The sequence below is a fragment of the Streptomyces sp. NPDC045022 genome (genome assembly GCF_056432605.1).
Map to the genome: position 1 here is coordinate 452,450 of NZ_JBWKIR010000001.1, position 22,496 is coordinate 474,945.

Below are 22,496 nucleotides of genomic sequence, written 5' to 3' on the forward strand. Positions count from 1 at the left end.
ACGGCCGCACACTGACACCGCGCACGTACAAGGGCGGTTTGTACAGGCCGCGGAAACGGGACGGCCGGGCAGCCCCTCCCGCGGGGTGCCCGGCCGTCCGTTCGCCGATGGTGGTGCGGCCGGGGCTCAGTGCCCGGCGGCCCCCTCGGGGCGTGCGTGGCGTGGCAGGAGGAACGAGAGCAGGAAGGTGAGGGCGAGCATGCCGTCGACGATCCACAGCACCGTCTTCATGACGGAGCCGAAACCGCTCCGGAACGCCGACGACGTGGTGGCCTGCAGCGCGGCGGGTATTCGGGTGCCGGCCTGGGGCGAGGTCACGGCGGACCGGGTGTCCGTCTCCAGGCGCGCGCAGGAGGCAGGGGTCGCGGCAGGGTCCTTGGCGACGGCGCGGTCCGAGGCGCAGGTACGCAGGTCCGCCACGACACGCTGCTGAGCGGCGGGCGGGACGTGCGCGGCGGCGAGCTGCCCCCGCAGGCCGTCCGAGTGGTGGTCGACGGCGGTGGCGACCCCGCCGCCCAGCAGACCGAAGAACACGGTGCCCAGGATGGCCACGCCGAAGGCGCCGCCGAGCTGCTGTACCGCGGTCATCGTGCCGGACGCCGAGCCCGTCTCGTGCTGCTCGACACTGGCGAGCACGATGTCGAAGAACGGCGCCATGAGCAGGCCCATCCCGATGCCGGTCACGAGCAGGGCCGGCAGCAGCTGCCAGGGGCCGACACCGCCCCCCACCATGTCGAGGGTCAGCCACACCCCGAACACGCCGACCGCCATGACCAGCGTGCCCGCCTGCAGTACGGCGCGTCCGAACCGGGCGACGCCCTGAGCGATCCCGAAGCCGACGATCATGCCGCCCGACCAGGGGACCATCACCAGTCCCGCCTTGAGCGGCGAGTAGCCGAGACCGATCTGGGTGTAGAGGTTGAAGACCAGCATGAACCCCTGCATGGTCGAGAAGAAGACCAGCCCGAGGGTCATGCCGCCGCTGAATCCGCGCTTGCGGAAGAGGCTGGGGACGACCAGCGGGTCCCGGCCGGCCTTGCTGCGGCGCGACTCGTACACGCCGAAGGCGACGAAGACGACCACCGAGGCGGCCATCATCACGAACGTCCACACAGGCCAGTCGTACTCTCGGCCCTGGACCAGCGGGAAGATGATGAGCAGAGCGGCCAGCGACACCAGGAGCATGCCGGGGATGTCGAGGCGCGGCTTGCCGGCCGACAGACCCCTCGGCAGATAGCGCAGCGCACCGAGGAAGGCGGCGGCACCCAGCGGCAGGTTGATCAGGAAGATCATCCGCCAGCCGGTGCCGAAGTAGTCGGCGTCCACGAGCCAGCCCGCCAGGATCGGGCCGCACACCGCGGAGAGCCCCATGACCGGGCCGAACATGCCGAAGGCCTTCTGTGACTCCTTGGGCGGGAACATCTCCTTGATCATGCCGAGGCCCTGCGGCAGCATCACCGCGCCGAACAGTCCCTGTACGACACGTGCGGCGATCAGTATCTCGGGCGACTCGGACACCGCGCACAGCAGCGAACCCAGGGTGAAGCCGGCGGCCCCCACCAGGAACATCCGGCGGCGCCCGTGAATGTCCCCGAGGCGCCCTCCGGTGACAAGGCCGACGGCCATCGAGAGGGTGTACGCGGCGGCGAGCCACTGCAGAGTGGAGGCACCGCCGCCGAGGTCGGCCCGCATGGAGGGGCCGGCGATGTTCGTGACGACGGCGTCGAGGAGATCCATCACCTCGGCCGCGAGTATCACGAAGAGCGCAGCCCAGCGCCATCGGTAGGGCGCTGGGGAGTCGGTGGGCGTCTCGGTGGGCGCGACACCGGTGGTGGACATCGGGACTCCTCGCAGAATGGGCCGACAGGGGAGAACGGTGTTCACCCTAACAGAACAGTGCTCAGTGGAAGAACGCTGTTCATCAAGATATAGCGCAAACCGCGATGGTGGGACAAGATATATCGCATTCAGGCTCGCGAGTGCTTCTCGCCGAAGGAGAACACTGTTCTCCCGGCACCTAGACTGTCCTCATGACCGACGCGGCCGCCGACACCCCAGCACCCCATCCGTCCCCCTGGGAGCGCAAGCGCCCCGCTCGCGCCCACGTCGCCCCCGCACGCGCCCCGCTGTCGCGGGAAAGAGTGGTCGAGGCCGCCTTCACGGTGCTGGACCGCCAGGGGCTCGACGGGTTGTCGATGCGCCAGGTGGCGGCCGAACTGGGGGTGACGGTCTCCGCCCTCTACGCTCACGTCAGCTCCAAGGACGATCTCCTGGAGCTGATGTACACCCGGCTCTTCGACCGCTACGAGACGCCGGAACCCGATCCGGAGCGGTGGCGGGAGCAGGTGCGCGACTATGCCCGCTCCTGGCGGCAGCGCCTGCTGTCCCACCGGGACATGGCCAGGATCTCCATGGCCCACGTGCCCTTCACCGCCGAACTGCTGCCCCACGTCGAGGCGTTGCTCGCGGTCTTCCGTACCGCGGGGCTGCCCGACCGCATCGCGGCGGAGGCCGGTGACCTCATCGCCACTTACATCGACGGGTTCGTCGTGGAAGAGGGCATGTGGCAGGACCGGGCCGCCCGGCACACCGGTGACGGCTCCTCCCTGGCCCGCCCCGACTGGCGCGAGATGGCCGGCGAGATGCAGAACTACTTCGCGTCCCTGCCCACAGAGGACTTTCCCCACCTGCGCGCCCTTGCCGGTCTGATGGTGACGGACTCCTCCGACGAGAGGTTCGACATCGGTCTGGAGATCATCCTGCGTGGCCTGGCCAGCTACCTGCCGGACCCGGCCGCCCGCGCGGATCCGGACGCCTGCCGGGCTCCGGACAACGCCTGATCCGCGACCTCCGGGACGCCCTGCCCCCGGTGACAGCCAGCCGACGGGTCGACAGCCAGGCGCTCTCAGGCGTCCTCGACCGCCGCGGTGACGGGCGTACCGGTCTCGACCGTCCGGCTGACCGTGCAGAGCCGGTCATGGGAGGTCCGCACCGCTCTCGGCAGAATCGCCCGAGCCCGATCGGCTCCCGCGCCGTCGGGGAAGGACACGGAGAAGGTGACCCGGAGGTCGGTGAGCCGATTGCCGAGATCGTCCACGATCTTGTGGCCGGTCACCGCGACGCTGAACCCGTCCGGCTCGGCGTGACGGCTGGTGGCGACGTCCACGTCCACGGCCGTACAGCCTCCGATCGCGGCGAGCAACAGCTCGACCGGAGTGAACTCGGTGTCTCCGTCGGCATCGGAGGCGCTGCCGAAGGTGATCGTTCCGCCGCGCGCGTTCGTCGCGACGAAGCGGCCGGTGCTGGTGCGTTCCACTGTGACGGAGCGCAGGGAGTCGTCGGTCATGCCGAGACAGTAGTGCGAGCTGCACCGCGAGCGGCGCACTTTCCCCCGGCTTCCGGCGTATCGACTTCGTCGATGTCATCCAGAACTCGGCCTGGCCCGAACAGCACGGCATCGATCACCGCCTAGAGACGGCGGAACGGCGGCGATGAGCCGGTGACGCGTCGCCCGGACGTGCGTCCGGCCCTGGTCCGCGCGGCCACCCACAGGGCGATCTGTGTGCGTGACCGCATGCCCAGTTTGTCGCGCACCTTGTCCAGGTGCGTGGCGACCGTACGCGTCGAAAGGCCGAGCCACTCCGCGATCTGCCGGTTGGTCAGTCCGTCGGCGACGAGTTCGGCCACCATGAACTCCCGTCCGGTGAGCGTCGATCGGTCGTCGACGACCTCCACGGCGTCCGTCGTCGTTCGGTGGTCGTCGCTCCTCGTCCGCAGCGCGTACGCGACAAGCCGGTCCCCGTGCAGCCGGCGGGCGCCGCTGACGGCCGCGTCCCGGGCGGCTGCCGGCAGTCCTGTCCTGGCCCGAGCCACCGTTCGTTCCACTCGGCGTCGCCACGGAGCCTCGGAGACAGTGTCGAGACGGCTGCGTGCCTGCGCGCTCGCCTCGTACAGCAGGAGGGCTCGCCGCATGTCGCCGCTCTCGGCGGCCACGCAGGCCAGGCCCTCAACCGGGTAGAGCGCGTGGAAACTCGACTCGGGGACGATCCGCAGCACTTCGGCGAACAACTCCTCGGCACTGGTCAGATGGCCCAGAGCCAGCCGCACAGCGCCCGCCGTGTGCAGAGCCGCCGCGACCCGGCTCCAGGGGGCGTGGTCCGTGAGCACGGGCAGGCAGCGGGACATCAGTGTGTCGGCCTCCAGTTCCCCACCCGCTTGGAGCAGCGCCCAGGCCAGGTGATGGGTGCACCACGCGGTGTCCTGCGGCCTGCCCAGCGTGGCGACGACATCCAGGCACTCGCGCAGATCCGCGACGGCCGCGGTGAATTCCCCGCGGCACAAGCGAGCCGCGGCCCGCGCGTCCAAGGCGTTGGCAAGCCCGCCGGGGTCGTTTCGCACGCGCTCCATGTCCACCGCCTGCTCTCCGAGGCGCAGGGCTTGGGCCAGGTCGGCCCGCTGGCAGGCCACGCGCGCGGCGAGCGCCGGTACCGCCCCGCCGAGCGCCCGGCCGCCGGCTTCCCGCAGCAGTCCCGTCAGCAGCGCGTGGGCGGCGGACGGCTGCTCCTGCTGGTAGTGCACGCGCGCCAGCTCCAGCCGTAGGCGCGCGGCACCGACGCGGACGGTGGCGCCGGACAAGGCCGCCGAGAGGTTGTCCCGTTCCACGGCCAGCGGGCTGCCGGCCTGGTCGGCGAACACCTCCGCACCGGCGCGCTCCGCCAGCCCGTTCAGCCACTCGAGGGCCCGGTGCCGAGTGGCGGGCAGTTCACCGGACGCGAGCAGACACTCCATGGCGTAGGCGCGGATGGCGCCCAGCTGCCTGAAGCGCACGGTTTCCGCGTCTGCTGATGACCGTGTGATCAGGGACTTGGCCTCGAGGGCACACAGGATGCCGAGTATCCGCGCCGGTGCGATGCCGCCACCGGCGCAGACCGCCCGCGCCGCAGCCGTGTCGAACCCGCCGACGAGTACCGCGAGTCGCCGGAAGACCGCCTGCTCGGCCGGATCGAGCAGCCGGTGGCTCCAGTCGATCGCGGCGGCCAGCCCGCTGTGGCGCCTGGGCCCGGTCCGGTGACCGCCTGTCAGGAGGGACAGCTGGGACAGCTGGTCGTCCAGTCCGGCCAGGATGTCATGCGGCGCAAGGGTGCCGGCCCGGCGGGCCGCCAGCTCGATGGCGAGCGTCAGGCCGTCCAGTCCGCGGCAGATCTCGGCGACCGTCCGGCCGTTCCCGCGATGGAGCGTGAACCCCGGTGCGCAACTCGAGGCACGTTCCACGAACAGCCGGACGGCGTCGGCCCGCAGAAGGACCACCGGGTCGTCTCCGGCGTCGGCCGGCGGCAGCGACAACTCGCCGACCCGGAGCACGGTCTCCCCGGGGACCCGCAGGGCCTCTCGGCTGGTGGCCAGGATCCGTAACCGAGGGCAGTGACTCAGCAAGGCCGCGATCAGCCGGGCGCACGGCTCGGCCAGATGCTCGCAGTTGTCCAGAATCAACAGCCGACGGGCGTCGCCGATCGCGTGGACCAGAACGTCCACTCCGGATCGTCCGCCCCGCTCACCCAGGGCCAGCGCGGCGGCGACGGACTGGGCGAGCAGGGCGCCGTCACGCAGCGCGTCGAGTTCCACCAGGTCGACCCGTCCGTGGCGGTCGGACAGGCCCTTGGCGAACTCCAGCGCCAGCCGCGTCTTGCCGACGCCGCCGGCACCGGTCAGGGTCAGGAGGCGTGACGTCCTCAGCAGGGTGCGCAGGCGCGACAGCTCCGCCCGTCGGCCCACGAAGGAGTCGAGGGCCCGTGGCAGGCCCCGGGCCTGAGCGATCGTGGAGGCGGCACTCGGCGTGGGGGGTGACGCGGCCGCCGGCGCCCCGCGGGACTCCCCTCGCGCCGAACGCTGCCTGAACGCCCGTTGTCTGCACGCGTTGGAGCAGTAGCGAGCCGGTCGCCCGCCGCGCGGGCGTCCGGTCAGAGGTGCGCCGCACAACTCACACGTCATGCTCCGGCTCATCCCCGATTCCCGGTCGCCCATTCCCTGGCTGTTCCCCCGTGGCCCCCCGGATCTCACGACGACGCACTCCGGCACGCGACGGCGAGCGACCGGTGCTCAGCCGCCGTCACCCACTGGCGGTAGCCGGCACCGTTGCGGTGGACCGGCTACCGCTCGGGCCGGGAGCGTCAGGGTGTGGCGGCGGGATCTATGCCGAGCACGACGGTGCCGGACACGCCCTTGCCGAGATCGCTGCCGATCTGTGTGAGGGTCAGCAGCGTGGAGGACCCGCCGTTGCGGTAGATGCCGTCCCTGGCGTTGAGCGTGCGCGTGGCCGTGTTGCTCCGGTAGGGGGCCAGCGTGGCGACCCTGCTGTTGTACGTCTCCGGGAAGTAGAGCTGGCCGGTGTGGGACACGTGGCCTCCGTGGTATTTCCCGTTGGTGACAGTGCCGCCGGCATGGGTCTTGACATGGATGTGGAGCGCACGGCCGACGTACCAGCCAGGGTAGACGGTGGTGAATTCCGCGACGCCGGTGGAGTCGGTCAGTTGCACCCCGCGCAGGAAGGTCGTGTCCGGGGTGGAGCCGCCGGCCACGTAGCCGGAGTAGACGCCGAGAGCGTCGCAGTGCCAGATGTCCACCGCCGTGTTGGGCAGCGGGGAGCAGGTCCTGGTGTCGATCACCGTGACGCGGAGGGTGAGCGGCACGCCCGGCTTGCCCTCGGTGATGTCCTTGCGGACCGTCTCCAGGTCCAGGTAGTAAGGCCCCTCCGTCTGCTCGGGGGTGAGGACGCAGGCGGCGGCCGGCCGGGCAGGGGGCTGCGCAGCGGTGTTCCGGTCCGCGGCCTCGGTCGCCTGCGCGGCCGTGAGACCCAGAGCGGCCGCACCGAGGGCGGCACCGCCCAGGGTGGCGATGACGGACCTGCGCGTTGCGCCGACCGGGCCGTCGGCCGGCTCGGGATCGTGCTCCGGGTGCGCGGAACGGGTATGGGGGGTGTCAGTCATGCTGTGACAATGGCGCGTGCGGCGGTCCATGAAATCGGTCAGACGACCGACGAACGGCGCGCGTTACGAAAGTCGTCGCGCCGACGCACGGCCGGACCCGTCCTGCGAGGTCAGCCGCCCGCACCAGCGGCATCAAGGCGCTCAACCCCCCGGTCGCCGGCGCACTCACCCTCGACTGGGCGCCCTCGCCGGGTGAACAGCTCGTAGGTCCAGCGGAGTCGTCCTGCGGGCAGCCCCACCGTCCCCTGTCCCGGGCCGCGCCGACCGTGTCAGGCGTGCCTCGTGCGCCTCGGCCCGTCGCTCCCTCTCATGGCCGTGTCCGTGGGGAGCGACCCGGGGCGGGTGATCGGTGAGTGGGTCTGGACACGACTCTGCACCGGTCGTCGCGCGGGACACCGTGCCAGTCCAGAACGATGACAGTGGCGTCGTCCTTGAGATCCCCCCGGCAGGCATCCAGTACGGCAGTCGTCAGGGCGCGGACGGCCTCCCTGGGATGCGCGGCGCGGGTGTCACGCACGAGAGCGGGCAGGTCGACCGCTCCGGCGCCGCGTTCCTGCATGCCGTCAGTGAGCAGGATCAGGCGGTCGCCGGGGCGAAGCTGGAGTTCCTGCATCTGGTAGGAGACGGGTGCCGCCACGCCGAACGGCAGGTTGACGGCGAGCTTGACCTCTTCGGCTTCGGCGGCGCCTCGGCGCAGGCGCAGAGGCCAGGGATGCCCTGCGTTGACCAGCTTGCAGTTGCCCGTCTCGAGGTCGATGCACAGCAGTTGTCCGGTGGCCAGGCCACGGCTGTGGGACAGCAGGGCCTCATGGGCGCGACGTGCCTGCTGGAGCGCGTCGCAGCCAGTGCGGCGGGCGCCGCGCAGAGCACCGACCAGCAACGTGGCCAGCAGGGCGGAGTTGGTGTCGTGGCCCATGGCGTCGGTGATGGACAGGTGCAGTGTGTCGCGATCGAGCGTGTAGTCGTAGGTGTCGCCGCCGATGTCGTCGGCCGGAATCAGCCCCGCGGCGAGGGTGAACTGGGGGGCCTCGCAGCAGGAGGCCGAGGGAAGCAACTGGTGCTGGATCTCGGCGGCCAGGCTGGTCTGGGTGGTGCGCTTGCCCGCGTGGTAGAGATCGGTGAAGCGGCGGTCCGTGACGATGATGTAGGCCAGCGCGTGGGCCGCGTCGCTGATCTGTGAGAGCACGGTGTCGTCGGCGTACTGCAGCGTCACCTCCAGTAGACCGACACAGTCGCCACGGTTGGTCACCGGCGAGATCACGCGCCGTCCGCCCTGGCCGTCCGGTTCCACGTGCTGGCGCTGGCTGCTCAGAACCGTGTCGTAGACGCTGCCCTGAAGGTCGATGCGCTCGGTACCGTCCGCCGCGTCACCCTCGGTGGGCGCGGTCAGGCGCAGCAGCCGCTGCCCTATGAGATCGACGAACAGGAACGAGACACGCTCGGCCCCGAAGCGCTTGCGCAGGTCGTGCGCGATCACGCCGACTGACTCTCCAGGCGGCGCGGCCTCCGCGGCGGCCAAGAGCTCGCCCAGTTCCAGATCTCCACCATCCATGGCAACCTCCCATCCGATGTCGCCACTTCTTCCCCGGGTTCCGCCCAACCTCACCCGGTACCTCCATCACGCCCGGCCAGGACGTCTTCCTTCCCGCCGGTCCCTCGGCTCGGCGCGCACGGCACATCCCCGAACGCGCCGGCATCCGCGGGGCCGAGGAAGCGACGGCGCAAGACGTGCCATCCGTCTCCTACGGCGGCGATGATCGCGTTCACCACAGGGTGACTGCAAGTCGATCCGCCTACGGCCTGTCTTCCGATCCTGCCGGGGCCGCGGGGCGGCCGGGGGGCGCCGTCGGCTGGAGCCGGTCCGATCCGGCATGATCCAAACGAAAGGCCCTAGCCGTCGCACCCCGACGCCGCCGGCGTGTCATGGCACAACCGGTCCTGGTGGGACTGCGCCGCGGCCCCGCCGAAGACGATGACGCAGATCAGGGCGGTCATGACGGCCTGGCTGACAACCGTCACGGTGGCCCCGGCCCGTGCGGCGATCGCGGCCGCCACGACGGCGAGGAGTCCGACGCCACCGGCGGCGGCCAGGTACCCCCACAACGAGTCGGCCCGCACGGTCCTGGCCGGGTCGAGGGTGAACCCGGACAGGAACCAGAGCCCAAAGACCACCACCAAGGCGATCAGCTCCAGGAGCACCAGACCACAGCCGGCCCCGATGTCGGCGCCCCGGTCGGCACGGTAGCGCTGTCGGGGGCCGGTGGTGGCGTCGAAGGCGGGCGGGGCGACGGGCAGTTCCATGCCCGCCACCTTGCCCGCGTGGGCGAGACGGGAGCATGAGTACCTGTACTCAGCTCCGCGTCAGGCACGGTGCGCGATCCGCCGGACACCAGCCTGAGTGTCGGTGTCCCCGCGGAGGCGGCAGGTGGCCGCTGATCGTACGCCCGTGCGGGCTTATCGCTCGATCCGGTATTGCGGGCAACGCGAAGTGATCGCGAAGTCATGCTGATACCGGCAGTGTCGCAAGGAAGCGACTGCTGTGGATGAACGACGGTGCGAGGGGTCAGCAGCATGCCACACACTCCGCACAGCGGATCGGGTCTCGACGAGCAGGCGGTCCTGCTCGTAGCGGGTCTGGCGGACCTCGCGGTGACCACCATCAGCTCGGCTGTCGAAACGGCGCGGCAACTGCTGCGCCGTTCCGACGGCGCCGAAATCGCCAGGGACGCGCAGCAGGACCTGATGTCCCGCGGCGGTATCGCACTGGACCGCTACGCCGCCGCCCCCGCCGCACACCTGGAGACGCTGGCCCAGCACGCTCTTGCCCGGCAGGCGGCATCCGGTGGCGATGTCTGAGCGTTGGGATCCGGCCGCGTTCAAGGAACGCGTCGACGCGGTTCTCGGAGAATTCCTGGCCGAGGAAGCCGCGCACCTTCTCGGGATCGACCCCGCTCTCCGGCCGGTGGCCGAGCAGCTGCGAATGGCGGCCGGGCAGGGCAAGCGGCTGCGGGCGGCCTTCTGCTACTGGGGGTGGCGTGCGGCCGGCCAGCCCGACAGCGACGCCCTGGTGCGAGCGGCGGCTTCCATGGAACTGGTCCACGCCGCGGCGATCGTCCACGACGACATCATCGACGACAGCCCCCTGCGCCATAACCTGCCCACCGTCCACATCGCTCTGCAGACCACCCTGACCGGGCGACCAGGGGCCCGCGCCGCCGCCCGCTCCCTGGCCATGCTGGTCGGGGATCACCTCATCGCGCTCGCGGGGCAGCTGTTCGCCACGAGCGGCCTGCCCGCCGCCTACCTCGCGCGGGCCCGGCCGATGTGGGCGCAGCTCGCTCGGGAACTGATCGCGGGGGAGTGTCTGGAGATCCTGAGTACGGGCACCGGCCCGGACACGGACGTGTCCATGAAGGTCGTCCGCTACAAGACCGCCAAGTACACCGTCGAACACCCCCTCCTCATCGGCGGCCTGCTCGCGGGAGCTGCCCCTGGACTGCGTGCCGGTCTGTCCGCCTACGGGGTGCCGCTGGGGGAGGCGTTCCAGCTGCGCGACGACCTGCTCGGCCTGTTCGGCGAACCCGATCGCACCGGCAAGGCCGGCCTGGACGACATCCGCGGCCACCGGCCCACCACCCTGCTCGCCAAGACCTGGCAGGCCGCTCTTCCCGCACAGCGTGAGCACCTCGCCGACGTGCTGGGACGCCGAGATCTCGACGAAGGACACCTGCGGGACGTCCGCGAGCTGATGATCGCGCTCAAGGCCCCGCAAGAGGTGGAGGACATGATCGCCTCCCGGGTACGGGAAGCCGTCAGCCACCTCGACGGGCTCGACATGCCCCAGCGCGCACGAGGGGCCCTGACCGATCTCGCGCGCTCCGCCACCCACCGTCGCAACTGACCGACCCGGAACGGCTACCGGCCACGGCCGAGCGGCCCGCTGACAAGGACTGCTGTCATGAAGTACACCGAAACGTCGCTGGATGCCCTGCGTCAGTCCGGTGACGAACTCGCCGACGCCGTCGTGGCGACCCTGTTCGAGCGCGGGGAGGTGGGCGAGTTCAACACCCTGATGCGGTATGTCTCGAGCGCCGGCGCACCCCTGCCCGACGGGCTGCCCGACGTCGCCCGCGAGTACCTGCGGGCCACGAGCGTGCCGCCGGCCTGGGTGGACTGGGGCGAGATGGAGAAGGCGCGGCTGTTCTTCATCGACAACAACGTGCACATCTCCACCGCGCTGTCCTTCGCCTCCATGCCCGCCTGCTACGTCGTCCCACACGTCGCGAGACTGCTGTCGACCACGCACGGGCTGGACTACCCGTCCAAGCGGATGGCCGAGACCGGCCAGTTCACCGTCTACCTCATGCAGCCCGACGCCTTCGAGGCCGGCGGCCGCTTCCTTCCCGCCGCGCAGAAGGTCCGCCTCCTGCACGCCTCCATCCGCCACCACCTGAAACGAGGAGACCGGTGGGACACCGCTTCACTCGGCGTGCCGATCTGCCAGGAGGACCTGATCGGCGGGCAGATGTTCTTCTCCCTGCTCGTCCTGGACAGCCTGCACCGCCTGGGCATCCACATGTCCACCGAAGGCGCGGAATCCTACTTCTACGCCTGGCGCGTCGTCGGAGCCGTCCTGGGCGTCGGCCAGGACGCCGTACCCAAGACCCTCGAGGAGGCCCGGGAGTTCCTCGACCTGTACATGATCTGCCACATGGGCCCCTCCGACGAGGGCGCCCACCTGACCCGGCAGCTGATCGACCTCTACGAGGAAGTCGTGCCCGGCACCTTCTTCGACCCCGTCGTCTCCGCCCTCATCCGCTACCTCATCGGCGACACCTGCGCCGACTGGCTCCAAGTCCCCCGCACCGCCTGGGACAACATCGCCAAGATCGTCCCGAGCCTGCTCGGCGTCCTGGAGACCATCGAGGACAACTCTCCGTTCGGCGCCTGGGCCCTGGACCGCCTGGGCCAGCTCACCACCATCTTCGAGTTGTCCTCCCTCACTCGCGGCCGGGTCATGCACTACGCCATCCCCGAACAGCTGAAGAAGGACCACGGCGTCACCGGCAGAGTCCCCGGCACCAGCCGTTGGGCCCCACCCGCCTCCGCCTTCATGCCCTGACAGCATCCTGAGACGGCCGTTTCCACCAGCGCCGTCGCCACGGACCCCGTCAGCGGCGCTGTGCGGCGATCATCGCCTGGCTGTGCGCGGGTCACTTGACGGAACCGCCGGTGATGCCGGCGGCGATGTACTTCTGGGCGAGGACGAGCAGGATCGTCGCCGGCACCGCGGACAGGACGGACGCGGCCATCACCGAGCCCCGGTCACCGACATGCGCGCCGACCATCACGCCGAAGTAGGAGTTGACCAGGCCCAGGTCGACGTACGAGTCGTAGAGCGCGTTGGCGATGACGATGCCCGGCACCATCTGGGTGATCAGCGTGCCGAACACGATCGTCCGCGAGCCGCGCAGCCCGAACCGGGCCGGCCCGTACGCCGCCGGGGCCGCGATCGCCAGGCGGACGACGACCGCGCCGAGCGAGACGGCCAGCGAGGTCAGCAGCTGACCGCCCTGGTCATCGAGGGCCCGCCCTATCGAGGCAGCCGTGTGTTCCGGCCCGGCGGTGCCGACAGATGGACCAGGATGCCGCACACCTCGTCCACGATCTCCCCGGCCTCCGTCGCGTCCCCGCAGTCACCCAGCTCACGCGCCGCCCCTCCGATGACGGTGGTCAGCACGCTCACCCGGACCCGGCCCGCGCGGCGCCGCTCGTCCACCTCCAGGAGCCGGGCGTTGCGCCGTACCCACGCGCGGTCCCACTGGCGGCGCAGCGCGTCGAAGCCCGCCGGACCGTCGTCCTCCGCGAGAACTCTGCCGAGCCGCCGGTTGTCCCAGGCGCCTTCCAGATACGCCCTGGCCCCCGCCACGAAGAGGGCGATGGGGTCGTCCACCCCACGGCTGCGCTCGGCGGTCAGCGTGGCCGCGGTCCGGCGCTCCTGCTCCTCCCGGAACTCCTCCCACAGGGCGAGATACAGTCCGCGTTTGCCGCCGTAGTGCTGGAAGAGGCTGCCCACCGGGATGCCGGAGCGCGCCGCGATCTCGGTGAGGCCGGCGTCGGTGTAACCGCGCTCGGTGAACACCTCCAGCGCGGCGTCCAGCAGCGCGCGCCGGATCGAACCGTCCTGGCCGGTGTGGCCCTCCGACGGGCCCATGCCGTCCTGCCTCTCCGGCGGCCGGCCCGCCGCCTCGGTCCCGGCAGACTCCACGATGCTACTCACTGGCAATCCCCGCTCTCCCCGGCCCCGTCGCGGATGGCGAGGGCGACCAGCAGTTCCAGGAGGTCGGCGATCCGGCGCGGATTGCGGCCGGTGCGTTCCTCGATCCGGCGCAACCGGTAGTGCGCCGTGTTGTGGTGCACCCGCAGCCGGTCGGCGGCCAGCCGCAGATTGAGGTCCGCCTCCGCGAACGCCCGTATGGTGGCGGCCAGCGTGTCACCACGTCTGCGATCCTCCTCCAGCAGCGCACGCACGCGGGGATCGACCAGCTGACGGGCGAGGTCGTCGGCCCGCAGCGCCAGATAGTCGAACGGCGACAGTCGCGGCAGCGCCGCCACCCCGCCCCCGCCCGGCACCAGGTCGAGGACGGCCCGCGCCTCCGCGTAGGCCCGCGGCAGCTCGGACGCATCCCGGGCTACCGTGCTGATGCCCATGGCGAGCATGGTTCCCTCCCGCGCGAGCCGCCGCTGCACGGCCTCGAAGTGGGCACATATGTCCTCCGCGTTCATGCCGGCCCGGACCACGGGCACCGCCACCACCTCGCCGTGGCGCGCGACGACCAGGGTTCTGCCGGCCCAGGGACCGGCGATGCTGATCGACGCGCTGGTGGCATATCCGTTCTCGGCCGAGGTCAGGTCCCCGGTGCGGGTGTCGCCGACACACACCGCCACGACCGCCATCATCGGCGAGCGCGGTCCGATGCCGTACGCCTGCGCGGCGGCGGACAGCGGACCGCGCGTCGGTGCCACGCCGACCAGGAGCTGCTCCAGCAGGTCCCGCCGCTCCCGGTCCGCGTCCGCCACCACATGCTGCTGGTACTCGACGTAGGCCTGTGCGGCATGGGTGCTGGCGTAGTCGACGTACCGCATCAGCGGTGTGACGAGGGACAGCGCGGCCTGCTGGGCCTCGGCGGACGTGCCCGCACAGTCCAGCAGCACATCCCACAGCACCTGCCGGCCGACCCGGAAGGCACTGATCCAGTCCTCCAGCGCGAACCCCGCGCGGGCTCGTCGCAGGGCCGCCGCGCGGCTGAAGGTCAGGTCCTCGGGAGAGAGGTCCCGGTCGCCGACCAGCGCCGCCAGCTGCATCCGGTAGTGCTCGAGCACCTGGTCCCGTACGTCGTCGAAGAACCGCTCGTCCTGCAGCGCGTACGACGGGATCTCGGCGCGCATCACCTCGACGGCGGTCTCCGCCACCTCCTCGATCCGGTCGTGGACGGCGTGCAGGATCCGCCGCCGCTCCCGGCGGAGCGGTTCGGAAAGGAGGAGGGCGCCCAGGGCGGGACCGCGCGTCATGGCGCCGATCGTCACCGCCCGACTCGTGGTCCGTCAACAGGCTCGGCGGGGGACATCTGCCGGCACCTGTGCGCCGCGCACAATTCGGCGACCGAGAAGTTGGGTGCCCACACCCAATGTGCGCCTGCAATGCCCCCGCCTACTGTGACGCTCGCCCAACCCCCCAGCACCTCGGAAGGGGCGTCACTCATGCTCGCGGTCGACGGTATCACCGTGCGCTTCGGCGGGATCACAGCACTGGACGGTGTCGCGTTCACCGTCGAGCCGGGCACCGCCGTGGGGCTCATCGGGCCGAACGGAGCCGGCAAAACCACCTTGTTCAACTGCCTCACCAGGCGCTGCGCCCCCGATGCGGGCGCGGTGCGGTTCGAGGGTGAGGACCTGCTCGCCCTTCCGCCGCACGCCGTCGCCGGGCGCGGCATCGCCCGCACCTTCCAGAACCTGGGGCTGTTCCCGCGGCTCACGGTCCGGGAGAACGTCATGGTCGGCGCCCACAGCCGGGGGCGCACCGGACACCTCGCCGCGGCGCTCCGGCTGCCCCGCGTCCGGCGGGAGGAGAGGGAACTACGTGACCAGGCGGACGACCTGCTACGACGGCTCGGACTGGCGGACGTCGCCGGCCACCCCGCCGCCGGACTGCCCTTCGGCACGCTCAAACGCGTCGAACTCGCCCGGGCACTGGCGGTCCGGCCCCGGCTGCTGCTGCTCGACGAACCCGTCAACGGGCTCAGCCACGGCGAGGTCGACCAGTTCGCGGATCTGGTCCGCTCGGTGCGCCAGGACTTCGACCTCACGCTCGTGGTGGTCGAACACCACATGGGGTTCGTGATGGGGCTGTGCGACAAGGTGGTCTGCCTCGACTTCGGCCGCAAGATCGCCGAGGGCTCACCGGAGGAGATCCAGCGCGATCCGGCGGTCGTCGAGGCGTACCTGGGGGTGGCCGCGTGAGCGAGCCCACCACCGACCGCACCGAGGCCGCCGAGAGCGCGGAACCGGACTTCCTGAAGGTCCGCGACCTGCACGCCGGATACGGCCAGGCCCGCGTCCTTCAGGGCCTCGACTTCTCCGTCGCCCGCGGCGAGGTGTGCGCGGTCCTCGGACCCAACGGCGCGGGCAAGACCACGACCCTCAGGGCGCTGTGCGGCATGGTCCGCGGCCGTGGCTCGGTCACCCTGAACGGTACGCAGCTGCTGGGCCGTTCCCCCGAACAGGCCGCCCGGCTGGGCGTCGCCCATGTGCCCGAGGGCCGCGGCACCTTCAACGATCTGACCGTCGAGGAGAACCTGCGCATCGGCGCCCATCCGCGCACGGGTCTCGGGCGGCGGGGCCGTGCCGAACGCGCGGCCGTCGCGGCCGACCTGGAACGGATCTACGACTACTTCCCCAAACTGCGCCAGCGCTCGCGTCAGGCCGCCGGCAGCCTCAGCGGCGGGGAGCAGCAGATGCTCGCCATCGGCAGGGCGCTGATGCTGCGGCCCTCGCTGCTGCTCCTGGACGAGCCGTCCCTGGGGCTCGCGCCGCTGGTCACCCGTGAGCTGTTCGAGATCGTCCGTGCCGTCAACGAGGAGGAACGCACCACCGTGGTCGTCGTCGAGCAGAACGCCCAGCTCGCGCTGGACATCGCGCACCGGGCGCACGTACTGGAGGCCGGCCGCCTGGTGCTGTCCGGACCGGCCGCACAGATCCGCGAGGACGGGCAGGTCGCCGAGGTGTACCTCGGTGTCTCCGTCCACTCGCGTAAGGCCGGGTGAGCGCCGTGACCGATCTTCTCCAGCAAGTGGTGGAAGGACTGGGCTCCGGCGCGGTGTACGCCAGCCTGGCACTGGCCCTGGTGCTGATCCACCGGTTCACGGGCATCGTCAACTTCGCGCAGGGCGAGCTGGCCATGCTCTCGACCTACGTCGCCTGGCAGCTGGTGGCGTCCGGGATGCCGTTCTGGCTGGCGCTGCCGGTCACCCTCGCGGTGTCCTTCGCCGGCGGCATGCTGGTCGAGCGGCTCGTCATCCGCCCCGTGCAGGGCGCGCCCGAGCTGACAGTGGTCATCGTCACGGTCGGCCTGTTCATCTTCGTCAACGCGCTGGCCGGCCTGATCTGGTCGTTCACCGTGAAGGACTTCCCGCAGCCGTTCCCCGACGGCGGGCTCGACCTGGCCGGAGTACGGGTGGACTGGTCGACGCTCGGGATCATCGGCGTGGTGGCCGTCGTGATGGGCCTGCTGTACCTGCTGTTCCAGCACACCTCCATCGGCCTGGTGATGCGGGCGGTCGCCGGCAACCCGGCCTCCGCACGGCTTTCGGGCATCCGGGTCGGCCGGGTGCTGATGCTCGGCTGGGGACTGGCCGCGACCGTCGGCGCCGTGTCGGGCGTGCTCGTCGCCCCGCTGCTGTTCCTGGAGCCCAACATGATGGGCGGCGTACTGATCTACGCGTTCGCCGCGGCCACCCTCGGGGGCTTCGACAGCCCCGTCGGCGCGGTCGTCGGCGGCCTGTTCGTGGGTGTCGCCGAGACGCTGACCGGGGCGTACGTCGATGTGGTCGGCGCCGATCTGAAGGTGGGCGTCCCCTTGGTCATCATCCTGGCGGTGCTGCTGGTACGGCCCCAGGGCCTGTTCGGACGGGCGGCGGTGGAACGCGCATGAGCACGATCGTCGCAACACTCGGTACGGACCGCGCCCGGCGCCTGCGAGCCGCGCTCACCGTGCTGCTCGCGGCGGCGGCCGCCGTCGGCGCACCGTTCTACTTCGCCCCCTTCCAGGTCTTCCAGCTGACCATGGTGCTCCTGTACGCGGTGGCACTGGCCGGTCTGAACCTGCTGGTCGGCTTCGGTGGGCAGATCTCCCTCGGGCACGGCGCCTTCTTCGCGGCCGGGGCCTACACGGCGGCGGTCATGCTCGACCGGTACGACACCGGCCACCTGGCCACGCTGCCGGTCGCGGCCGCCGCGTGCTTCCTGCTGGGCCTCGGCTTCGGTGTGCCCGCCCTGCGGCTGCGCGGCCTGTATCTGGCCCTGGTCACGCTCTCGTTCGCGGTGTTCCTGCCGCCCCTGCTCAAGCGGCTCGAACCGGTGACGGGCGGCTCCATGGGGCTGACCGTGGACAAGCTGCAGCCGCCCGCGTGGACCGGGCTGGCCGAGGACCAGTGGATGTACCTCGTCGTCCTCGCCGTCACCGGGGTGGCCCTGCTGCTCGCCCGCAACCTGCTGCGGTCCCGGGTCGGCCGGGCACTGCTGGCCGTGCGGGACAACGAGAGCGCCGCCGAGGTCATGGGCGTGCGTCTGTCGCTGCACAAGACCCTCGCCTTCGCGTGGAGCGCGATGTTCGCGGGCGTCGCCGGGTGTCTGTACACCTGGGTGATCGGCTTCGTCTCGCCGGACTCCTTCAGCTTCGTTCTCTCCATCACGCTGCTGGCCGGCCTCGTGGTCGGGGGGCTCGCCTCGCTGTACGGGCCCCTGCTGGGGGCGGCGTTCGTGATGTACGTGCCGAGCGTGTCGCAGGACCTCAGTGAGGCGGCGCCGGGAGTGGTGTTCGGCCTGCTGATCATCGCGGTGATGTTCGTGGCCCCGACGGGACTGGCCGGTCTGCCGGGCCGTGTCCGGGCCGTTGTCACCCGTCGCCCGGCCCGCACCACCGCCGCCCTCGACCCGGCCCCCGAAACCGGGTCCGCGCCGGACGCGGAGCCGGATTCCCGGGCCGAGTCCGCACCGGACGCGGAGCCACGGTCCCGGGCCGAGTCCGCGTCCGACGCGGAGCCACAGTCCCGGGCCGAGTCCGCGTCCGACGCGGAGCCACAGTCCCGGGCCGAAGCCGCGCCCGACGCGGAGCCGAAGCCCCAAGCCGCATCCCGACCCTCCGCGACCCTCACCCCCGCGGACCCCGCAGTTGTCGACGCCGAGCCCGTGGGCGCACCGCCCCGTACCGAAAAGGAATGAATCACATGCGCAAGACGACCGTTCTGCGGGCGGCCGCGGCCGCTGCCGCCGCCCTGCTCACCGCGACCGCCTGCAGCAGCCAGCGCGGGCAGGACGCCCAGGACACCGCCGCCGGCGGTGCCTGCAAGGGCCAGCAGACCACCGGCATCACCGACAAGACCATCAAGCTGGGCGGGATCTACCCGCTGTCGGGACCCGCCTCCGCCTACGGCACGATCAGCAAGGGCGTGGCCGCCTACTTCAAGTACGTCAACGACAAGGGCGGCATAGACGGCCGCAAGGTCGAGTTCACCGTCCGCGACGACGGCTACCAGCCGCCCAAGGCGGTCGAGGAGGCCCGCAGACTCGTCGAGCAGGAGAAGGTCTTCGCGGTGTTCCAGACCCTGGGCACCCCGTCCACGGCGGCCGTGTGGGACTACCTCAACAAGCAGAAGGTGCCGCAGCCCTTCGTCGCCACGGGAGCCTCGGCCTGGGGCGCGGACGACAAGCACCCGTGGACCATCGGGTGGCAGCCCAACTACGTCGCCGAGGCACGGGTGTACGCCAAGTACCTCAAGGACGAGAAGCCGAAGGCCAGGGTCGCGGTCCTCTACCAGAACGACGACTTCGGCAAGGACCTGCTCGGCGGGTTCAAGAAGGCCGTGGCCGGCAGCGGCATCAAGGTGGTCGCCACGGAGAGCTACGAGGTCACCGACCCCTCCGTGTCGGCGCAGATGGCGAGCCTCGCCCGCTCCAAGGCGGACGTGCTGCTCAACATCACCACGCCCAAGTTCGGCAGCCAGGCCCTCGCCGCCGACGCCAGGAACACCAAGTGGAACCCGCTGCACATCGTGAACAACGTGGCCTCGTCCGCCGCCGTGCTCAAGCCCGTCGGGTTCAAGAACGTCCAGGGCGTGGTATCGGCGACCTACTTCAAGGACCCCGCCGACCCGCAGTGGGCGAAGGACCCCGAGATGAAGACGTACACGAACGCCCTGCACAAGTACGCTCCCGACGCCGACCCGGCCAACCAGTTCAACGCCTACGGCTGGGCCGTCGCCTCCAGCCTGCACCAGGCCCTGGACGCGATGAAGTGCCCGACCAGGGAAGGGCTGCGGGACGCGGTGCGCCACCTGAAGAACGTGAAGGTCGGCATGCTGCTGCCCGGGGTCACCATGTCCACGGGCCACGGCGACGCCTTCCCGCTCGAGACGATGCAGCTGATGCGGTTCAAGGGTGAGCGGTGGCAGCTGTTCGGCAAGCCGGTGGACACCCGCAAGGAGTTCGGCCCGGTCGCCGAGTGAGCCGGCGGGGGCGGTCCCGGTCGATGCCCTGACCCCTGGGGACCGCCCCCGCTCCGTCAGCCCCCGCCGACGAGCGGGCCGTCATGTCCGCAGTCCCCCCTGCGCCCGCCACGCCGTGCCGCGTGGCGGGCGCGGTCGTGGCCGCACCGGGTTCAATAGGCTTACGTGGCGGACCCCGAGGCAGAACATCGCGACCGAGTGCAAGGTGGTGTCCAGCGGTGGAGAAGCGGATGACGGAGCTCAGCGAAGGCCACGACGATCCGTTCGCCCTGCACCTGGCCGCCCTGGCGGTGCTCGACGACCGGGGAACCGTGACCGGATGGAGCCGGCGGGCCCAGGAACTGCTCGGCTACCCGGACACAGCCGTGATCGGCCGTCCGGCGTCCGAGGTCCTCGTCGATCCCCGCGATCTGCCGGCTGTGAGGGACGTCGCGGCGAGCTGCAGGAGAACCGGCGGCTGGTTCGGGGTGTGCACGGTGCGGCACCGCGACGGGCGGCTGGTGGAGATGGGGCTCCGAGCCCATGCGGTCTCACGCGACGACCGGGTCCGTGAGTGGTTTCTCGCCGGGGCACCCGCGGCCGACGTCCTGGAGTGGCAAAGGGACCGCGCGCTGCTCGACGGGTTGTTCCGCAGGTGCCCGATCGGCCTGGTCGTTCACGGCCCCGATCTGACGGTTCTCCGGGTCAACCGGGCCATCGAACGCTTCACCGGCATCCCTGCAGAACACTTCCGGGGGCTGCCCACCGGCTATCTGCTCCTCCCCGACGACGCACGCAAGGCCGTGGACCGTGCGCGCCAGGTCATCGAGACCGGGAAACCGCTGGTCTACTCCGAGCAGTTCGCTCGCCTGGAGTGGGATCCGGCACGCGAGCGGGTCGCGTTGGTCTCGTCCTTCCGGATGGAGGATCCTGCCGGGCGCGTCCTGGGCGTGGCCGAGATGATCGAGGACATCACCGAGCGTCATCGGGCCCAGCGTCGGCTCGCGCTCCTCGACCAGGCCGGCAGCCGTATCGGAACCACCCTCGACGTGGCGGAGACCGCCCGGGAACTCGCCGAGGTGATGGTGCCCCACCTCGCCGACCATGTGTCGGTGGACCTGCTGCAGCCGGTGACCCGCGGTGAGGAACTGGCTCAGGCCATGGCAGGGCCCCTGGTACGAGTGGGGGCCAGCGGCGTCGGCGCCCGGCAACCCGGGCCGCCCCACCCCCAGGGCGAGCCGGTGGAGTTCGCGCCGGACACACCCCAGGCCAGATGCCTGGCCGAAGGGCGGCCCGTCCTGGAACCGGTTCTCCCGCCCGACTGGTTCTCCACGGAGGGCCGCCAGGGGACCCACGCTCCGGACCTGGGCGTCCACTCGCTGATCGTGGTACCCCTGGCCGCACGTGGCCTGGTGCTGGGCGTGATGACCCTGTGGCGTTCGCGCCGCCCCGATCCCTTCGAGGCGGACGATCTCACCCTCGCCCAGGAACTCGCCGCGCGCGCCGCCGTCGCCATCGACAACGCCCGGCGCTTCACCCAGCAGCAGGAGACCGCGTTCACCTTGCAGAGCAGCCTGCTGCCCCGGACGGTCCCGGACCAGTCGGCCGTCGAGGTGGCCCTGCGGTACCTGCCGGCCAGCGCGGCCCCGGGCCTGGGCGGCGACTGGTTCGACGTCATCCCCCTGTCCGGGGCCCGGGTCGCCCTCGTCGTCGGCGATGTGGTGGGACGCGGCCTCCACGCTGCCGCCACGATGGGCCGGCTGCGGACCGCCGTGCACACGCTCGCCAGCCTCGACCTGGAACCGGACGAGGTCCTCTCCCGCCTGGACGACCTGGTCGATCTGCTGGCGGCCGAGCAGGAAGCAGCGGGCGAACGGCCGGTGGGCGAGCAGGTCGTCGGTGCCACCTGCCTGTACGCCGTGTACGACCCGGTGTCCGGGCTCTGCTCCATGGCGCGGGCCGGCCATCCACCGCCGGTGGTGACCACCCCGGAGGGACAGGTGGCGCCGCTCGACCTGCCCGCCGGTCCACCCCTCGGCCTGGGCGGCCTGCCGTTCGAGGCCCGGGAGGTCGAACTGGCCGAGGGAAGCCTGCTGTGCCTGTACACCAACGGGCTCATCGGCGAACGCCACATCGACGCCGACATCGGTCTGACCAAGCTGTGCGGAGCGCTCACCCGCCCCGCTGACGCGCTGGAACGGACATGCCAGGCGGTTGTCGACGCGCTCGTGCCCGCGCGTCCCAGCGACGACGTCGCCTTGCTGGTCGCCCGCACCCGCATGCTGCCGCCGGACGATGTCGCCTCCTGGCAGCTGCCGCTGGAGCCCGCGAGCGCCGCCCGCGCCCGGGCACTGACCGCGGCCAAGCTGACCGAATGGGGTCTGGAGCACTTGGCGTTCACCACCGAGTTGATCGCCAGCGAACTGGTCACCAACGTCTACCGGTACGCCAGCGGCCCCGCGACCCTGCGGCTGATCCGGGAACGGTGTCTGGTGTGCGAGGTCAGCGACACCAGCCATACCTCGCCCCACCTGCGCCGCGCCCGTACCACCGATGAGGACGGGCGCGGCCTGTTCCTGGTGGCCCAGATGGCCGAACGCTGGGGTACCCGCTACACCCGCGAGGGCAAGACCGTGTGGACCGAACAGCCGTTGGCCGGCATGTTCAGCTGACCGTCACACACGCACCCGGGCCCATACGGTCCCGGCCACGCCGGGCGGGCTGCGGCGGCACGGAGACCGTTCGCGCAGCC

The 22,496-nt window shown here is 71.2% G+C and carries 19 protein-coding genes; 10 read left to right on the forward strand and 9 right to left on the reverse strand.

The annotated features are described in order from the left end of the window. Positions 1–126: 126 nt before the first annotated feature. A complete protein-coding gene (locus tag AC07C1_RS01905) occupies positions 127–1,839 on the reverse strand; it encodes an MFS transporter (protein ID WP_478936244.1) in 1,713 nt (570 codons plus the stop codon). A gap of 191 nt (positions 1,840–2,030) precedes the next feature. Here AC07C1_RS01905 and AC07C1_RS01910 point away from each other — a divergent pair, with 191 nt between their 5' ends. Beyond that, positions 2,031–2,840, forward strand: coding sequence for a TetR/AcrR family transcriptional regulator (locus tag AC07C1_RS01910; protein WP_478936245.1), 810 nt, complete (start codon positions 2,031–2,033; stop codon positions 2,838–2,840). A gap of 65 nt (positions 2,841–2,905) precedes the next feature. Here the strand turns inward: AC07C1_RS01910 and AC07C1_RS01915 are convergent, their stop codons facing one another. The 5 genes from AC07C1_RS01915 to AC07C1_RS01935 all read right to left on the reverse strand — a co-directional run bounded on the left by AC07C1_RS01915 (position 2,906) and on the right by AC07C1_RS01935 (position 9,284). Next, positions 2,906–3,346, reverse strand: a complete 441-nt coding sequence (locus AC07C1_RS01915) for an OsmC family protein (protein ID WP_478936246.1) — start codon at positions 3,344–3,346, stop codon at positions 2,906–2,908. Positions 3,347–3,468: 122 nt separating this feature from the next. After that, positions 3,469–5,772 carry an ATP-binding protein gene (locus tag AC07C1_RS01920; RefSeq protein ID WP_478936247.1) on the reverse strand — a complete coding sequence of 768 codons (2,304 nt, stop codon included), beginning with the start codon at positions 5,770–5,772 and terminating at the stop codon, positions 3,469–3,471. Positions 5,773–6,167: 395 nt separating this feature from the next. Further along, positions 6,168–6,983 (reverse strand): intradiol ring-cleavage dioxygenase, encoded by an 816-nt coding sequence (locus AC07C1_RS01925; RefSeq protein WP_478936248.1) that lies wholly within the window; start codon positions 6,981–6,983, stop codon positions 6,168–6,170. Between the two features lie 307 nt (positions 6,984–7,290). Continuing rightward, complete coding sequence (locus AC07C1_RS01930; protein ID WP_478936249.1) at positions 7,291–8,535, reverse strand: PP2C family protein-serine/threonine phosphatase; 1,245 nt, start codon at positions 8,533–8,535, stop codon at positions 7,291–7,293. Positions 8,536–8,873: 338 nt separating this feature from the next. After that, a complete protein-coding gene (locus AC07C1_RS01935) occupies positions 8,874–9,284 on the reverse strand; it encodes a DUF6234 family protein (RefSeq protein WP_478936250.1) in 411 nt (136 codons plus the stop codon). A gap of 270 nt (positions 9,285–9,554) precedes the next feature. Here AC07C1_RS01935 and AC07C1_RS01940 point away from each other — a divergent pair, with 270 nt between their 5' ends. From AC07C1_RS01940 to AC07C1_RS01950, 3 genes are read left to right on the forward strand one after another with little or no spacing between them, the layout of a single operon-like run. Then, positions 9,555–9,839, forward strand: a complete 285-nt coding sequence (locus AC07C1_RS01940) for a polyprenyl synthetase (RefSeq protein ID WP_478936251.1) — start codon at positions 9,555–9,557, stop codon at positions 9,837–9,839. Beyond that, complete coding sequence (locus AC07C1_RS01945; protein WP_478936253.1) at positions 9,832–10,884, forward strand: polyprenyl synthetase family protein; 1,053 nt, start codon at positions 9,832–9,834, stop codon at positions 10,882–10,884. Before AC07C1_RS01940 ends, AC07C1_RS01945 begins: the two co-directional genes overlap by 8 nt. Before the next feature lie 57 nt (positions 10,885–10,941). Further along, entirely contained in the window at positions 10,942–12,105 is a 1,164-nt protein-coding gene (locus tag AC07C1_RS01950; protein WP_478936255.1) for an oxygenase MpaB family protein, read from the forward strand. A 91-nt stretch (positions 12,106–12,196) separates the two neighbouring features. On the opposite strand, the gene AC07C1_RS01955 is transcribed toward AC07C1_RS01950, so the two are convergent. The 3 genes from AC07C1_RS01955 to AC07C1_RS01965 are packed head-to-tail and all read right to left on the reverse strand — an operon-like array spanning position 12,197 to position 14,555. Continuing rightward, entirely contained in the window at positions 12,197–12,580 is a 384-nt protein-coding gene (locus tag AC07C1_RS01955; protein ID WP_478936576.1) for an ABC transporter permease family protein, read from the reverse strand. Beyond that, entirely contained in the window at positions 12,577–13,251 is a 675-nt protein-coding gene (locus tag AC07C1_RS01960) for a TetR/AcrR family transcriptional regulator (protein WP_478936256.1), read from the reverse strand. The genes AC07C1_RS01955 and AC07C1_RS01960 overlap by 4 nt, the downstream gene beginning before the upstream one ends. An 8-nt stretch (positions 13,252–13,259) precedes the next feature. Then, positions 13,260–14,555 carry a PucR family transcriptional regulator gene (locus AC07C1_RS01965; protein WP_478936257.1) on the reverse strand — a complete coding sequence of 432 codons (1,296 nt, stop codon included), beginning with the start codon at positions 14,553–14,555 and terminating at the stop codon, positions 13,260–13,262. A 189-nt stretch (positions 14,556–14,744) separates the two neighbouring features. Here AC07C1_RS01965 and AC07C1_RS01970 point away from each other — a divergent pair, with 189 nt between their 5' ends. From AC07C1_RS01970 to AC07C1_RS01995, 6 genes are all read left to right on the forward strand, one after another. Beyond that, positions 14,745–15,503 carry an ABC transporter ATP-binding protein gene (locus tag AC07C1_RS01970; protein ID WP_478936259.1) on the forward strand — a complete coding sequence of 253 codons (759 nt, stop codon included), beginning with the start codon at positions 14,745–14,747 and terminating at the stop codon, positions 15,501–15,503. After that, positions 15,500–16,306 carry an ABC transporter ATP-binding protein gene (locus AC07C1_RS01975; RefSeq protein WP_478936261.1) on the forward strand — a complete coding sequence of 269 codons (807 nt, stop codon included), beginning with the start codon at positions 15,500–15,502 and terminating at the stop codon, positions 16,304–16,306. Before AC07C1_RS01970 ends, AC07C1_RS01975 begins: the two co-directional genes overlap by 4 nt. A gap of 5 nt (positions 16,307–16,311) precedes the next feature. Continuing rightward, positions 16,312–17,193, forward strand: a complete 882-nt coding sequence (locus tag AC07C1_RS01980; protein WP_478936262.1) for a branched-chain amino acid ABC transporter permease — start codon at positions 16,312–16,314, stop codon at positions 17,191–17,193. Then, a complete protein-coding gene (locus AC07C1_RS01985) occupies positions 17,190–18,482 on the forward strand; it encodes a branched-chain amino acid ABC transporter permease (RefSeq protein ID WP_478936263.1) in 1,293 nt (430 codons plus the stop codon). Before AC07C1_RS01980 ends, AC07C1_RS01985 begins: the two co-directional genes overlap by 4 nt. A 5-nt stretch (positions 18,483–18,487) precedes the next feature. Then, positions 18,488–19,765: an ABC transporter substrate-binding protein gene (locus tag AC07C1_RS01990; protein ID WP_478936264.1), complete on the forward strand. Its 1,278-nt coding sequence runs from the start codon at positions 18,488–18,490 to the stop codon at positions 19,763–19,765. Positions 19,766–19,995: 230 nt separating this feature from the next. Then, a complete protein-coding gene (locus AC07C1_RS01995) occupies positions 19,996–22,416 on the forward strand; it encodes a SpoIIE family protein phosphatase (protein WP_478936266.1) in 2,421 nt (806 codons plus the stop codon). The last annotated feature ends 80 nt before the right edge of the window (positions 22,417–22,496 follow it).

Bases quoted from the DNA above. Each gene is read 5' to 3' on its own strand.
- AC07C1_RS01905 (WP_478936244.1), bottom strand. From the start codon at position 1,839: ATGTCCACCACCGGTGTCGCGCCCACCGAGACGCCCACCGACTCCCCA.
- AC07C1_RS01910 (WP_478936245.1), top strand. From the start codon at position 2,031: ATGACCGACGCGGCCGCCGACACCCCAGCACCCCATCCGTCCCCCTGG.
- AC07C1_RS01915 (WP_478936246.1), bottom strand. From the start codon at position 3,346: ATGACCGACGACTCCCTGCGCTCCGTCACAGTGGAACGCACCAGCACC.
- AC07C1_RS01925 (WP_478936248.1), bottom strand. From the start codon at position 6,983: ATGACTGACACCCCCCATACCCGTTCCGCGCACCCGGAGCACGATCCC.
- AC07C1_RS01930 (WP_478936249.1), bottom strand. From the start codon at position 8,535: ATGGATGGTGGAGATCTGGAACTGGGCGAGCTCTTGGCCGCCGCGGAG.
- AC07C1_RS01935 (WP_478936250.1), bottom strand. From the start codon at position 9,284: ATGGAACTGCCCGTCGCCCCGCCCGCCTTCGACGCCACCACCGGCCCC.
- AC07C1_RS01940 (WP_478936251.1), top strand. From the start codon at position 9,555: ATGCCACACACTCCGCACAGCGGATCGGGTCTCGACGAGCAGGCGGTC.
- AC07C1_RS01945 (WP_478936253.1), top strand. From the start codon at position 9,832: ATGTCTGAGCGTTGGGATCCGGCCGCGTTCAAGGAACGCGTCGACGCG.
- AC07C1_RS01950 (WP_478936255.1), top strand. From the start codon at position 10,942: ATGAAGTACACCGAAACGTCGCTGGATGCCCTGCGTCAGTCCGGTGAC.
- AC07C1_RS01965 (WP_478936257.1), bottom strand. From the start codon at position 14,555: ATGACGCGCGGTCCCGCCCTGGGCGCCCTCCTCCTTTCCGAACCGCTC.
- AC07C1_RS01970 (WP_478936259.1), top strand. From the start codon at position 14,745: ATGCTCGCGGTCGACGGTATCACCGTGCGCTTCGGCGGGATCACAGCA.
- AC07C1_RS01985 (WP_478936263.1), top strand. From the start codon at position 17,190: ATGAGCACGATCGTCGCAACACTCGGTACGGACCGCGCCCGGCGCCTG.
- AC07C1_RS01990 (WP_478936264.1), top strand. From the start codon at position 18,488: ATGCGCAAGACGACCGTTCTGCGGGCGGCCGCGGCCGCTGCCGCCGCC.
- AC07C1_RS01995 (WP_478936266.1), top strand. From the start codon at position 19,996: ATGACGGAGCTCAGCGAAGGCCACGACGATCCGTTCGCCCTGCACCTG.